The organism is Candidatus Poriferisodalis sp., assembly GCF_965262965.1.
Classification (GTDB): Bacteria; Actinomycetota; Acidimicrobiia; order Acidimicrobiales; family Poriferisodalaceae; genus Poriferisodalis.
Map to the genome: position 1 here is coordinate 217124 of NZ_OZ253573.1, position 14003 is coordinate 231126.

At 68.0% G+C, this 14003-nt stretch carries 9 protein-coding genes; 5 read left to right on the plus strand and 4 right to left on the minus strand.

Annotation, left to right across the window (positions count from 1 at the left end; translation table 11 throughout):
- Window positions 1-4: 4 nt before the first annotated feature.
- The 3 genes from cofE to ACQY5K_RS01145 are packed head-to-tail and all read right to left on the minus strand — an operon-like array spanning window position 5 to window position 3212.
- Window positions 5-715, minus strand: a complete 711-nt coding sequence (gene cofE / locus ACQY5K_RS01135) for a coenzyme F420-0:L-glutamate ligase (RefSeq protein ID WP_428119303.1) — start codon at window positions 713-715, stop codon at window positions 5-7.
- A complete protein-coding gene (cofD, locus tag ACQY5K_RS01140; protein ID WP_428119305.1) occupies window positions 712-1680 on the minus strand; it encodes a 2-phospho-L-lactate transferase in 969 nt (322 codons plus the stop codon). The genes cofE and cofD overlap by 4 nt, the downstream gene beginning before the upstream one ends.
- Before the next feature lie 59 nt (window positions 1681-1739).
- Window positions 1740-3212 carry a cell wall-binding repeat-containing protein gene (locus ACQY5K_RS01145; protein ID WP_428119307.1) on the minus strand — a complete coding sequence of 491 codons (1473 nt, stop codon included), beginning with the start codon at window positions 3210-3212 and terminating at the stop codon, window positions 1740-1742.
- A 153-nt stretch (window positions 3213-3365) separates the two neighbouring features.
- Here ACQY5K_RS01145 and ACQY5K_RS01150 point away from each other — a divergent pair, with 153 nt between their 5' ends.
- The 5 genes from ACQY5K_RS01150 (at window position 3366) to ACQY5K_RS01170 (ending at window position 11942) form a co-directional block, all read left to right on the plus strand.
- Window positions 3366-4346 (plus strand): GDP-mannose 4,6-dehydratase, encoded by a 981-nt coding sequence (locus tag ACQY5K_RS01150; protein ID WP_428119309.1) that lies wholly within the window; start codon window positions 3366-3368, stop codon window positions 4344-4346.
- Window positions 4347-4429: 83 nt separating this feature from the next.
- Complete coding sequence (locus ACQY5K_RS01155) at window positions 4430-6571, plus strand: SpoIID/LytB domain-containing protein (RefSeq protein WP_428119311.1); 2142 nt, start codon at window positions 4430-4432, stop codon at window positions 6569-6571.
- Between the two features lie 94 nt (window positions 6572-6665).
- Window positions 6666-9851, plus strand: a complete 3186-nt coding sequence (locus ACQY5K_RS01160; RefSeq protein ID WP_428119313.1) for a hypothetical protein — start codon at window positions 6666-6668, stop codon at window positions 9849-9851.
- Entirely contained in the window at window positions 9848-11506 is a 1659-nt protein-coding gene (locus ACQY5K_RS01165) for a hypothetical protein (RefSeq protein WP_428119314.1), read from the plus strand. The genes ACQY5K_RS01160 and ACQY5K_RS01165 overlap by 4 nt, the downstream gene beginning before the upstream one ends.
- A gap of 7 nt (window positions 11507-11513) precedes the next feature.
- Window positions 11514-11942, plus strand: coding sequence for a hypothetical protein (locus ACQY5K_RS01170; RefSeq protein ID WP_428119316.1), 429 nt, complete (start codon window positions 11514-11516; stop codon window positions 11940-11942).
- Between the two features lie 4 nt (window positions 11943-11946).
- On the opposite strand, the gene ftsH is transcribed toward ACQY5K_RS01170, so the two are convergent.
- Window positions 11947-13992, minus strand: a complete 2046-nt coding sequence (gene ftsH, locus ACQY5K_RS01175; protein WP_428119318.1) for an ATP-dependent zinc metalloprotease FtsH — start codon at window positions 13990-13992, stop codon at window positions 11947-11949.
- Window positions 13993-14003 lie beyond the last annotated feature (11 nt).

A 14003-nucleotide genomic window follows, 5' to 3' on the forward strand; every position in this document is an offset into this window, starting at 1 on the left:
TGCGCTAGCGGAAGAGATCTTCGGCGGGGTCCCGGATGATCTCGGAGCGAACCGATGCTCGCCGGAGCCAAGACCCCTCCACGCCGCGCACGATGGCGACGGGCACGCCCTTGGACTTGCCGCACACCAGATCGGCTGCGGATGCGATCTCGTCGGCGACGCAGACTTCGGTGACGGCCAGCTCGCGTCCGAGGGCATCGTCGGTGCCGCGCAGGTCGACAACGGCAGCGATGCCGGCACAGCCGATGGCCACGTCGGTGACGCCGCGGCGCCAGGGGCGGCCGAACGTGTCCGAGATGATGATGCCGACGCTGCGCCCGGTCTCAGCGGTGATGCGATCCCGAATCTTGCGGGCAGAGCGATCACTGTCCTCGGGCAACAGCGCTGCGTAACCGCGCTCGACGTTGGACAGATCGATGCCGGCGTTCGCGCAGATGAAGCCGTGCTTGGTCTCGCTGATGATGAGGTCGCCACGGCGGCGCACGATCCGGACCGACTCGCGTTCCACGAGCGGCTTGTGCGACAGGGGATCGGTGGGATCGACGGCTTCCATCGCGCCTTCGGCCTTCGACACGATCTTTTGTGTCACGACCAGGACGTCCCCGTCGCGCAGTCCGTGCGGCGATGCCTCGCACGCGGCAGCAATCTCGGCGCCGAGATCGACGCCCAGCGTGATCTCGGCGATGCCTTCTACGGGGTGCAATTCGATGGTCATGGCGTCCCTTGCTCCAGTGCTGTGGGGGCTGCGAGCGTTGCGCGGGCGAGCCCCGCGGCCCGGTCGGGGTCGGCCATGATCGTGTCGGTGACGAACGGCCTCATGCCTGCTGCAGCCACGGCGCCGGCCAGGTGGCGGTCTTGGTCGTCGATCACCAGTGTGGCTGCGAAGTCCGCGTAGGCCGCAGCGACGCCGGCCGCGTTCGGCTCGTAGCCGAGTTCGCTCATCATGTTTCCCGCAGGACCCTTGATCGACTTTCCGCCGACGATCGGAGACACGGCGACAACGCTGTCACGCCGTTGCTGCAACGTCTCACGCACCTGCGGCACCGCCACCACCGGGCCGATCGACACGAACGGATTCGACGGCGCAACGATCACCACCTCGGCGTCTCGCAGGGCCTCCAGCACGCCAGGCGCGGGGCGTGCCTCGTCGATCCCTGCGAAGCGGACACCGCGGATGCTGATGCCGTGGCGCTGGGCCACGAAGTACTCTTGGAAGTCGATCTCGGTGGCATCGGCTGGCTCGGCCGGCGTGAGGCGGGTGCGGATCGGGTCGTCGCTGACAGGCAGAAGCTCTAACCCAAGATCGAAGCTTTGTGCAACTTCGGCAGTTATTTGCGAGAGCGCAGCGCCTTCGCTGAGCCGCTGCGTGCGAAACAGATGCAGCGCGAGATCCAAGTCGCCGAGGGCGAACCAGTCCTGCCCCCCGAGGCGTCCGAGCTCGGTGAGCACATGCCAGGTCTCGCCGGCCCGTCCCCAGCCCGTCTCGCGGTTGATCTCGCCCGCAAGCGTGTAGGTCACCGTGTCGAGGTCGGGGCTGATCGACAGCCCATGCAGCGTGAAGTCGTCGCCCACGTTGACGATGGCCGACACGCCGCTCGGCTCATGCACCGCCAGCAGCCCTGCGAGGAATCGCGCCGCTCCGACGCCTCCTGCAAGCACGGCGACATGTCCACTCGGCACGGGCTGTGACGCTAACTGCCGATTTGACCGGGTGTGATTAGCTGTGATGCGGCGGGCTCTCAGGTGGTCTCCGCGGGGACGCAGTCAGTCGTTGCCGTGTACAGCGCCACGCCCGCAGCGTTGCTCGGGGTCGCGAAGCCGCTCAGTGTCCACCCGCCGTAGCCGCTGCCGAGCGCCCGCACACGCACTTCGTACAGCGTCTTGTTCGCGAGCCCGTCGATCTCCAGCGGTGAGGTGACGTCGCCGAGACGCTGCCAGTCGGCTTCACCGACGGCCCGGTACCGCACCGTGTAGCTGTCCGGCGCACTCCCGCCACTCGACTCGGGCGGCCTCCACGAAACCACCAGGCCTTTGTCACGAGGCTCAATCGTCAAGTCCCGCGGCGCCCCCGGCACATTGACGAAAGGATCACAGTCACGGTCGTCCCCGCGTAACGCTCCGACCGCTCCGTCCGCCGCGGACTCTGCCACGGCCGCCGGTCCTCCCAGCACGGTCAGCAACACGTCATCGGCATCGGGTACCGAACCTGCCAGGAACTGGCGGGTCGCGTCGGGCAGGAGCGGCTCGCTCAACAGCAGCGGCGCCTTGCGCTGGCCCAGGATCGTGCCGCCCACCATTGCGTCGGGAAACTTCCAGCCGTCGGCGAGACCGAACTCGTCGGCTTCGAAACAGCGGCCGGTGAGTGCCTCGGCGACCTCGACCGCGGTGGCGAACCGATCCTGTCCCCAGAATCTGAGTACCGTGATGCCGCGATCGGCGATGTCGTCGGTGACCGATTCGTGGATCGCTGCGGGACCCCCGGCCACCACCACCTGCTCGACGTCGAAGTCGTCGAGGAAGCTCTGCGCCGGCCCCACCAGCCGGTCTGGTTCGGTGAGCAGCACGGGGTGGGGGCCAGCGAACGCGAGCGGAGACAGTGCCAACGCATCGGCAAACGTCGCTCCAGTGGCCAACAGCACGGTGCGGCGGCCGTCATCGCAGAAGTCGCCAATGCCGCCGGCCGCGATCTCGCGCGCGATCCGGGCCACTGTCCGGAACCGGCTCGAACCTTCCAGCCGTTCCGGCGTTGATCTGGTGAGCGTGCCGAGCGCCACCGAGACATCGTCGGAGACCGACTCGGTGCCGCCCGCGATGATGACGTTGCGGATGCCGTTGCGGTCGATGAAGTCCCGAGTCGCCCCGGGCAGCTCATCGGGTTCGGTCAGCAGGATCGGCGCGTTGCGTACTCGCGCCAGCGGCGTTGCAGCCAGCGCATCGGCGAACGCGAGTCCCGAGGCCACGATGACCGTGTCGACCCCCGATGATGCGGTCGTGAATTCCTCCGCGATCTCCGCAGCCGTCTCGTAGCGATCCTGACCCCAGTGCCGTTCGACGTTCACTCGTTCGGCAGCCGTGACCGGCGCGACGGCACCGGCGGTCAGCGCCGCCGCGACCATCGAGATCACCAAGAACTGGCGTGTACCTCGCCGCCGGCCCGAACGAAGGCGAGTCTTCGGCTGCCCGTCGGGGCAACGCAGACAGATGAGTGCCATTCGCGGCACCGTACCGGACCCCACGTCCGAGGCGAGTGAGCCCCGCAGGGCGACTGCACGGCGCCCCCAGTGGCCCGTACCCTTCGAGAAGGCATTGCAGGCCGACACAGCGGTGCCCGCACGCTGTCCCTTCACTCGAACCGGAGCCGACCCGTGCCCACGGCGCTCATTACCGGAATCACCGGCCAGGACGGCCAGTATCTCGCCGAGGTCCTCCACGGCGAGGGCTACCGCGTCTTCGGGCTGATCACGGGTCAGCGCAACCCCCGTGCCGATCTCGTGGCCAGCGGCCTTCCCTATGTCGAGCTGGTCGAGGGCGACCTCGCCGACCTCTCGTCGCTGATCGCTGCACTCGAGTACACCCAGCCCGACGAGGTGTACAACCTCGGCGCCATCAGCTTCGTGGCGCTGTCGTTCAAGCAGGCCGAGCTCACGGCCAACATCACCGGCCTCGGCGTACTGCGGCTGCTCGAGGCGATCCGCCTCGTCGGCGACACCGACAACCCGGTCCGCTTCTACCAGGCATCGTCGAGCGAGATGTTCGGCAAGGTCCGCGAGACCCCGCAGAACGAGCTGACGCCCCTGCACCCCCGCAGCCCGTACGGCTCCGCCAAGGTGTTCGGCCACAACACCACCGTGAACTACCGCGAGAGCTACGCGATGTACGCGTGCAGCGGCATCCTGTTCAATCACGAATCGCCACGTCGCGGCCTCGAATTCGTCACCCGCAAGGTCACGAACGCGGTCGCGCGCATCGCACTCGGACTGCAGGACGAGGTTGCGCTGGGCAACCTCGATGCGAAGCGCGACTGGGGCTTCGCCGGCGACTACGTGACCGCCATGCACCTGATGCTGCAGCAGCCCGAACCCGATGACTTCGTGATCGCCACGGGCAAGACCCACGCGGTTCGTGACTTTGTGCAGCTCGCCTTCGCTGCGGCCGGAATCGACGACTGGGAGCGCTACGTGCGCATCGACCCCCGGTTCTTCCGTCCCGCCGAGGTGGACCTGTTGGTGGGCGACGCATCCAAGGCCCGCCGGGTGCTGGGGTGGGAGCCGAAGATGACGTTCGAGGAGCTTGTGACGACGATGGTCGCCCACGATCTCGAGGCCGAGCAGCGCAAGCTCTCGTGACCGCCCCTCGGCAACGGTGCTGCGTTCGCCAATTCAGGCCGGTATCCGACCGCAGAACCCTGGTGGCCGGTACCACTACTGGAGTGAATGCAGTCCGATTTCGGACGCTTCTGCGTCGCTGTGGGAGTGCATCAGCCGCGCTCGCGTTGACGGCCGCCGCGTTGGTGGCCGTCGCGCCGCCTGCGCAGGCGCAGACCGGCGGGGCGCCCGACGTGATCATCGTCGAAGGCCGCGGTTTCGGGCACGGCAACGGCCTCAGCCAGTGGGGCGCTTTGGGCTACGCGGTGGATCATCGCTGGACCAGCGATCGCATCGTCGGGCACTACTACAACAACACTGCGCTCGAGACCATCGACGAACGGGACATCTGGGTCCACCTGACTCGCAACGACGGCGATCTGCTCGTCACTTCGGGCTCGTCATTCACCGTGGCGGGCCACAGCTTCGGCGGCGGCACCGTCGTGCGTGTCAGCGTCAGCGGCGGCGATTTCTCTGTTCGCTCGAACAGCGGCTGCGGCAGGCGGGGCGATCTCGTCGCCGACGGACTGTCGTCGTCGAGCCGCAGCGGCGACCAATACGTGGAAGCCGTGCCGGACCACGACGACTACGGCGTCGACGACAAGTCGAAACTGCTCGTGATGGTCTACTGCGACGGCACCGACTCGGCGGTGGAGTCGATGCGCATCGCCTACCGGGGCACGCTCGCGGTGGCCGACCAGAATGGTCCCGTTGCGGTCAACCGGGTCCCCCTCGAGCAGTACCTGCGCGGCGTGGTGCCCCGAGAGAGCATCCCCGAATGGGGCGCCGCCGGCGACGGTCGCGGCATCGCTGCGCTCGAAGCGCAGGCCATCGCTGCGAGGTCCTACGTGCTGTCGCTCGCCGCATCACGCCAAGCGCGGGGCATGTTCACCGACACCTGCGACTACTGGAATTGCCAGGTGTATGCGGGCGCGGCGCGCAACGGGCAGGGCCTCGATCACGGCAGCCGGTACGTCCACGCCAACACCGCCATCGTCAACACCGCCGGGCGGGTCTTGGTGCACCCCAACGGGAAGATCGCGTTCGCCGAATTCCATTCCTCCAGCGGCGGATGGACGGCGGGCATCGACGAAGGCTCTCACTTCCCCGGCGTGGAGGATCTCGGCGATTCCACCTCGGGTAATCCGAATCACGCATGGGAGAGCAGGATCCGGCGATCTGACATCGAGACGGCGTTCCCGACCATCGGCAAGCTGCGCTGCATCGAAGTGACCGAGCGCAACGGCAACGGCGCCTGGGGAGGCCGCACTCGCGGCATCCGTCTCGTCGGCACTGACGACACCTACGAGATGGAGTGGGGCCGCTGGGCCCGCGATCCGTTCCGCCGAGCCTTCTCGCTGAAGTCCGACTGGTACCGATTCCCGCAGTTCGCGTCGGCCACGCCCTGCGGTGACGCCGATCCTGTCGAGCCGCCTGATCCACCCGATCCCGTCGATACGGGCGTCTCCGGCCCGGGCCTGTGGCTGCTGAAATCGGATGGAACCGTGCTGGCCGACGGGGCCGCGGAGCACTTCGGCAACGGAGCAGGGTCCGCCGCGTTTGTCGCATTGGCCCCGACGTCGTCGGGACGCGGCTACTGGCTCGCGACCGACGACGGCGACGTGCAGGCATTCGGCGACGCCGACGACCACGGCACAGCGCTGCAGGTCGACTTGTCCGACGACGTCGTGGCAATGGCCGCGCACCCCGACGGCACCGGCTATTGGCTCGCCACAGCCAACGGCGCAGTGTTCGCCTTCGGCACTGCTGCTTTCTGGGGCGCAGCGGCGCACCTCGGGCTGGCATCTGCGGTCACCGACATCGAGGCTGCACCATCGGGCGACGGGTACTGGCTGTTGCTCGCCGACGGCCGCGTGCTGGCGTTGGGCGATGCCCACGACGCCGGCTGCGGTCCGTCGCTTGGGCAGTCACGAGCCGGGGTCTCGCTCGCCGCACAGCCCGACGGCGAGGGCTACTGGGTCGCGGGCGCCAACACCGCGGTGCATGCCATCGGCACAGCCGATCACCACGGCTCGCGAGCAGGAAGCCGGAACCGCCTCAGGACTGTCGCCATTGCTGTGACGTCAACAGGCGACGGCTACTGGCTCGTGTGGAGCGACGGCACCAGCTTCCCCTACGGCGACGCGCCCGACTACACGACCAGCCGAGCCGGAAACGGCGTTGTGGCTGCCGAGTCGGTGCCCTAGGCGTCGCACTGCGCCTCCCATGACGATGAATCCGAGCGATCGACCTCCGACACCGCCACCGAGCAGCGCCGCCGCGCCGGCGAAGTCTCCCGCGGTGGCCGCGATTGTTGTCGCGGGGCCACGGTGGACTGATACCGAAGCGGTCCTGACGGCGCTGGCGGGCCAGGACTATCCCCGGCTGGCTGTGCTGGTGATGTCCGGCACCGACCAGCTTCAACGTCGCCGGATCGCAGATGTGATTCCGGACGCTGCAGTCACCGACTTCGCCCGCAGCGATCTGAGCGGACATCGGCGGGTGCACCGCAGCGCTGCGGTCAACCGGGCCTCGACCCTCGCGCGGGGTGCCGACTACCTCTTGCTCGTCGGCGATGGCGTGGCGTTGGCACCTGACGCCATCAGCACGCTTGTGGCGGACATAGCGAACGCGCCGGGCCGGGTCGTCGGTGCCGCCGGGCCAAAACTGATCGATGCCGACGACGGCGTGACGCTGCGTGACCTCGGCGGCACCGCAGATCGCCAGGCAGTGCGCACGCCGGTGGCGTCCGAGGGCGAACTGGACCAATCCCAGCACGACGAGCCTCGGGATCTGTTCGTGGCACCGACGGGCGCAATGCTGGTCCGCGCCGATCTGTTTGCCGCTGTCGGCGGCTTCGACCCCGCGCTCGAGGGCGACGGCGCCGCTGTCGACCTGTGCTGGCGCATTCAGCTCGCCGGCGGTCGGATCCGGGTCGTGCCAGCAGCCACGGGTATGCAGCGCGAACTCCCGCCGCGTACATCTGGTGGCCCGACGGATCGCCAGCATGAGCACCGCGCCCGGCTCCGCACGATGCTCAAGTGCTACGGGTGGGTGTACCTGTTGCCGACGTTGTTCGTCGCGGCGATCGTGGCCGTCGGCGAGATCGTTGTCTCTGCGGCACGCGGCCGATTCGCACAGGCCTCCGACGTACTGCTGGCTTGGCTATGGAACGTCCGGCAACTGCCGAACACGCTCGCGCTGCGAGGCGCAGCTAAGCGGTACCGACGGGTGCGCGATGCCGATCTGCGTCGCCTGCAGCAGGGCGGCTCGGTGCGGCTGGCGGATTGGCTGCGCTACCGGCTCAGCCCCGAGGGCGGTCTTGCAGCGCGCACACGCGTCGACGAGAGCATCCTCGGCACCTGGCGGCGCAACGCCCACCGCACGGTCTGGGTCGTGTGGGGCCTCCTGCTGGCAGTGATCGCGTTCGGATCCCGACATCTGCTGACCGGCGGCATTCCCGTTTTTGGGCAGTTCGCCCCGTTCGCCGATGTCGGATCGATGCTGGGCGCATACGCCGACGGGTGGCGCGACGCAGGTGTCGGTTCCGCAGGCATCGGCGCCCCTGCGCTGGGCCTGCTCAGCCTCGGCGGCATCGTGTTGCTCGGAGCTGTCGATCTGCTGCGTGCAGTCGCCGTGTGGGGACTGCTGCTGGCAGGCCTCAGCGGCATGTGGCGGCTGTGCGCGCCGCTGGGGAGCCGCAACGGGCGTCTGGTGGCGCTCGTGCTGTATGCCGCATGCCCGCTGCCGTACAACGCGTTGGCGGCGGGCCGCTGGGATGTCCTGCTCGCCTATGGCACGTCCCCGCTGATCCTGCTGTTGGTGGGCCGCCTGATCGGCACCGTGCCGACTGATCGTCGCGTACCCGGCGACGGCAGCAGGCGCGGCATGCCCGCCCGGGCTGGGGCGCTGGCACTGCTCCTCGCGATCGCAGCAGCGTTCGAGCCCTATATGGTCGTGCTTGCACTCGGCGCCGCCGTCATGCTGACCGTCGCCGAGTTCTTGCGCGTCGCTGCAGGCGGCCCGCAAGCCCGGACTCCGCTGCTCGGCCTGCTGCTTGTCGTCATCGCTGCTGGCGTCTCCGTCGTCGCCCACCTCCCGTGGCTGGCCGAGTTCGACTCGATTCGCGACTACATCGACGCCTCACTCGGCAGCCCGACCACACAGACACCCACGGCGCTCACCGAGCTGCTGTCGTTCCAGACCGGACCGCTCGGCTCTGCGCCGCTGGGCTGGGGGATCGTCGCTGCCGCGGCCGTGCCGCTGTTGCTGGCCCGTTCGGCGCGCCTGTGGTGGTCGGTGCGCGGTTGGGCGGTTGCGCTCGCGGGCTTCGCTGCGGCGTGGGCCATCGTCGCCGGGTGGGTCGACAATCTCGCGGGCTTCGGGTGGGTCGGCCACTCGCTGGCGGAAGTCTCCCTGGCGATGGCCGCAGCGGGACTGTGCTGGGCTGCTGCGGCCGGACCGGCGGCATTGTCGGCCCCCAGCAACGACGCCTCGCCACGCTGGCGCAGCGCGATGGTGCTCGTGACGGGCATCGCCGTGGGGGCGATGGTGGTACCGGCGGCATGGGCATCGGTCGACGGTGATTGGTCCGCGCCCAGGTTCGACCACCAGGTGCCGCTCTCGCTCGTCGACGATCGAGACGTCGGGCCTGACTACCGGGTGCTGTGGCTGGGCGCGCCCGAGGTGCTGCCCGCACGCGGCGTCCATCTGGGCGTCGACGGCCTCGCAGCGGCAACGTCGATACGCGGCTATCCCGATGTTCGCCATCGGTGGGTGGTTCCTTCGAGTCCTGGCAACGAGCGCTTGCTCTCGGCGATCCGTGTGGGACTGGACGGCGAAACGCTGCGGCTGGGTCGCCTGCTGGCGTCATTCGGCATTCGGTACGTCGTGGTGGTGGAGCGTTCGGGGCCCTCGTACGCGACGGGCTGGGAGCATCCGCTGCCGCCGGCGCTGCATCAGGCGCTTGCATCGCAGATCGACCTGCGACCGCTCGCAGCGGATCCTTCAGTGCTCGTGTTCCGCAACGAGGCGTGGTGGTCCACTCGGGCGCAGTTCGACGAGCCGCTGCCGCCCGGCTTCGCCGAGAACCCGGTCGATCTGGTGGTGAGCGACCGCAGCGACGGGGTCGGCGTGCTCACGGACTACCGATCGGTCACGTTCCAGCGAGGCCCGGTCGGTGCCGGGCCGGTCCTGGTTGCCGAGTCGTTCGACCCAGGGTGGGTCCTCGAGATCGACGGGAACCAGGTCGAGCCGTCGCCGGCGCTCGGCTGGGCCATGCGTTTCGACTCGCCGATCGCCGGAACGGCCGAGCTGTACTACGAGCGCTCCGATGCTGACACGAACCGCATCTGGGCACAGATCCTCATCTGGCTCGCCATCGTCTGGGTGGCTATCGGGCAGCCGACTCCGTTCGCGGACCGCATCGGAGCAGCGGCGCGCCGTATGACAGGGTCGTCGCGCACTCGCCGAGCGGACGCATCGTGAGCGTTCTTCGCTGGCTGGGGCGACTGGTGATCCCGTTGCTCGTCGCCGCGGCACTCCTCGTGGATGCGCGCCTCGAGCCCGCATCGTCCACTGAAGAGGTCGAGCCTCCCGAATTGCGGACCGAAGTGACGGTGCCGCCGCCGGATGCGCTGACGTCGAGCTGGTTCTGTCCCGTTGTCAGCATGCGAGCGGTCGCAGTGGGCCGAGCGGAGGCCGCGGCCGAGCTCTTGCTCACCAACACGACGGGCGTCACCGCTTCGGTCTCGGTCGAGCTGCGCGGTGCCACCACAGGCCGGCGCTTCGTCATGACCGAGGTACCTCCCCGCAGCACGCAGACGCTGGTCGCTTCGAACTACATCGACGACGAGCTCGCCGGCGCGCTCGTGGAAGCCTCTTCGGGCGGTCTGGCGGTGACCCGGCGATTCATTTCCCCGCTGGGTATCGATGAGGCTCGTTGCTCGAGCCTGTTGTCAGAATCCTGGTACGCGCCGGGCGGTGACACCCAGGTTGACGCCCTTCACTCGCTGGCGATCATGAACCCGCTGCCACGCGACTCGATTGTCGATGTCGCGTTCGCCACGGAAGCCGAATTCGGCCCGTTTGTGGTGCCGGCGCTGAAGGGTCTTGTCGTGCCTGCGTGGAGCACGATCGTGATCGATGTCGGCGAGCACGCCCGTCGCCGCGATGTCGTGGCGACGATCGTGGAAGCCCGAACCGGTCGCGTCGCAGTCGACTCGTTTGTGGCCTATGACGGCACTGTCGGGCGTCGCGGCTTCTCCGCCGAGCTGGCGACGGCGACACCGCACGAACGCTGGCACCTGCCGGTGCCCGGCGTCGATGACCACACGCGGATGTGGCTGCGAGTGCTCAATCCCTCCGACGACGTTGCCGAAGTCGAGGCCGAGGTCATCACCGACGGAGCGAACGGCGACCGGTTGACGTTCGCCGTCGCCTCGCGTGATGTCATCGAGTTGGTTGTCGAAGCCCCCAGCGCACGAGCACCCGGCCTCACGACGTTGCTGGCGGACCCAGGGATGCCGTTCGGGCTCACTGTGGTGTCCTCGAACGCGATACCGATCGTCGTGTGGGTCGAAACTCTCGTCGGAAGTGCTGCGAATCCGCTCACCGACCTCCCAAACACATCAGTTCGCCGCCAGGACGACGATCCCGAGCAGGCGTCGCGCGCCACGACGATCGTTGCGCAGACCGACGAGCGCAGCTACGACCTCGACGCCACTCAGCTCGAACCCGAAGCCGACAACTCCCCCAACGACGCCGTACCCGACGAGAGCTCGCCCGCCGCGCCCGCGGCTCTGATTGAGCCGGTGCTCGTCGCTCGATCTGGTCTCGCCCATGTGCCCGGCATCGGTCAGGCGCGCCTGCGATGGCTGACGGTGATCCCCTCCGAAGCAGGCTCTGAGACGGTGCTCATGATTCAGATGGACCCATCGGAGACGTCGCGCCGGGTCGTGGTCGGCACATTGGAGGCTCAGACCGTCGCGGTCATCGATGTGCCGCCCTCGGGTGTGGCCACGCATCGGCTCGCCAGCGGCACGACGCGGCTGCTGATGTCGGACACGCCGTTCGCTGCGAGCGTGTGGCAGGCCAAAGCCGGTGGTGCGGGCCTCAGCGTCGCGCATCCGGTGGGCTGGTAGCGAATCGATGGAGCGCCTCGTGATCGCCGCAGTGCTGGTGGGCATTGCCGTCGTCGTAGCCCTCGCCCTCGAGCGCCGCCGTACAGCGAGCGCAACCATGGTTTCTCGGTCGCAGCTGCCCGCTGCGGTCGATCTCGCCGCCGTCGGTCTCGACGCAGTCCCTGCCATCGTGGTCTTCTCTGAGCAGACGTGCCGCACCTGCGCAAGTGCTCTCGGCGTCGTGCGCGGCCCCGCAGGCGCGGGCCTGCCGGTTGCGGAGGTCCCCTTCGGCACTCAGCGCGATATCCACCGTGAGCTTGCCATCGACACGGTTCCCACCACTGTCGTTGTCTGTGCAGACGGCGACGTTGTTGATGGATGGATCGGACGAGTCGATCTGACCGAACTGGCGCTGGCGCTGACCGAAGCGCTCGGCAGGCCTTCGGAGGGCGGCTGATCAGCTAGTCGCCGGCGTCGTGTTCGGGGGACTCTGCCCGCCCGATCACCGGCACCGACGGAGGTGCAGTCTGACTGCCGTCGAGCGAGCCGTTTCCGGAAGCTGGCGTGTCGTCGGGACCGGCCACGAGCGCAGTGATCTGCTCGCCCGTGATGGTCTCGAGGTCGAGAAGCGCTGCCGCAATTCGATCCAGGGCCGCCCGATGCTCGATGAGCGCACGGCGGGCACGGTCCTGCTGAGTACGCAGGATGCGCTCGACCTCCTCGTCGATGACACGGGCCGTCTCGTCGGAGTATTCGCGTCCCGACATCAGGTCATCGCCGAGGAAGATCTGTGCGTGCGATCCCCACGCCATGGGTCCGACGCGGTCGCTCATGCCCCACTCCGAGACCATCTTGCGGGCAAGCTCGGTGCCTTGCACCAGATCGTTGGCAGCTCCCGTCGAGGTCACGCCGAACACCGTCTCCTCGGCCATGCGCCCACCGAACAGCACGGCAAGCCGGTCCTCGATGTACTCCTGGCTGTAGGCGTGCCGTTCTTCGGGAAGCTGCATCGTCACGCCGAGCGCCTGCCCGGTCGGCAGGATCGTCACCTTGTGAACTGGATCCGCATTCGCGAACAGCGTGGCGATCAGCGCGTGCCCGCCCTCGTGATAGGCGGTGACTTGCCGCTCTCGCTCTGTCATGGCCACTGACTCACGCCGCTGGCCCATCAACACCCGATCGCGTGCCGCTTCGAAATCGGGCTGGCCGATGGACTCCGAGTCGCGCCGGACGGCGTGCAGCGCTGCCTCGTTGACGAGGTTCGCGAGGTCTGCGCCGCTCATGCCCGGTGTGCCCTTCGCGAGCGTTTCGAACTCCAAGTCCTCGTCGGTCTTCTTGTCCTTGGAGTGCACCCGCAGGATCGCCAGACGCTCGGAGTACTCCGGCAGCGGCACAACCACCTGGCGGTCGAAGCGGCCCGGCCGCAGCAACGCCGGGTCCAAGATGTCGGGACGGTTGGTCGCAGCCATCATCACGATGCCGCCGCTCTCCTCGAACCCGTCCATCTCGGCGAGCATCTGGTTGAGCGTTTGCTCGCGCTCGTCATGACCGCCGCCGAGACCTGCGCCGCGCTTGCGGCCGATCGAGTCGATCTCGTCGACGAAGATGATGGCGCGTCCCATCTTGCGAGCGCTCTGAAACAGATCGCGGACTCGACTTGCGCCGACGCCGACGAACATTTCCATGAAGTCCGAGCCGGTCACCGAAAGGAACGGCACGCCGGCCTCGCCGGCCACCGCCCGGGCGATCAGCGTCTTGCCCGTGCCGGGAGGCCCGACGAGGAGCACACCCTTGGGGACTCTGGCGCCGATAGCGGTGAACCGCTCGGGCTCTCGCAAGAAATCCACCACCTCGGTGATCTCCTGCTTGACACCGTCGTACCCGGCGATGTCCTCGAATTTCGTGGACGGACGCTCGGTTGTGTAGGTCTTGGCCTTGCTGCGGCCAATCGACATGATCCCCGACATCTGGCCTTGGGCACGTCGCTGCATCCACCAGAAGAAGAAAAAGATCAGCCCGAACGGCAGCAGGAACGGGAGCAATTGGACGAACAGGTTCGGCTTGTCGGTGTGGAACTCGATGTCTGTGCCGCGTTCTCGCAGCAGAGCGAGATCGGCCTCGGGGAGCTCGAGAGGCCCTTCAGAGGAGAATTGTGTGCCGTTTTCCAGCTCGCCGGTGATCTCGCCCGTCCCGTTGGTGATGGTCACGTTCTTGACGCGGCCGTCGGAGACTTCTGCGATGAGTGCGCTGTAGTCCATCGGCGTGCGATTGTCGTTGCGAAAAATGCTCGGCAGGAACAGCACCGACAGCAGCACCATGGCGAGCAGCCAGATCGACCAGCGCGGCCAGCGGCCGCCTCGCCGGCGCATCGTGGCACCAGAGGCAGTCTCGCCGTTGTGGGCGGACTGTTCGCTTGAGCCGCCGTCGGCAGGCGCGTCGGAGGACTTACCGTTTTCGGCCTTGCGCGAACCTCGAGAGGAACGCCTCGAGGGCATCTCCGATGCCATGCGTTCATGCT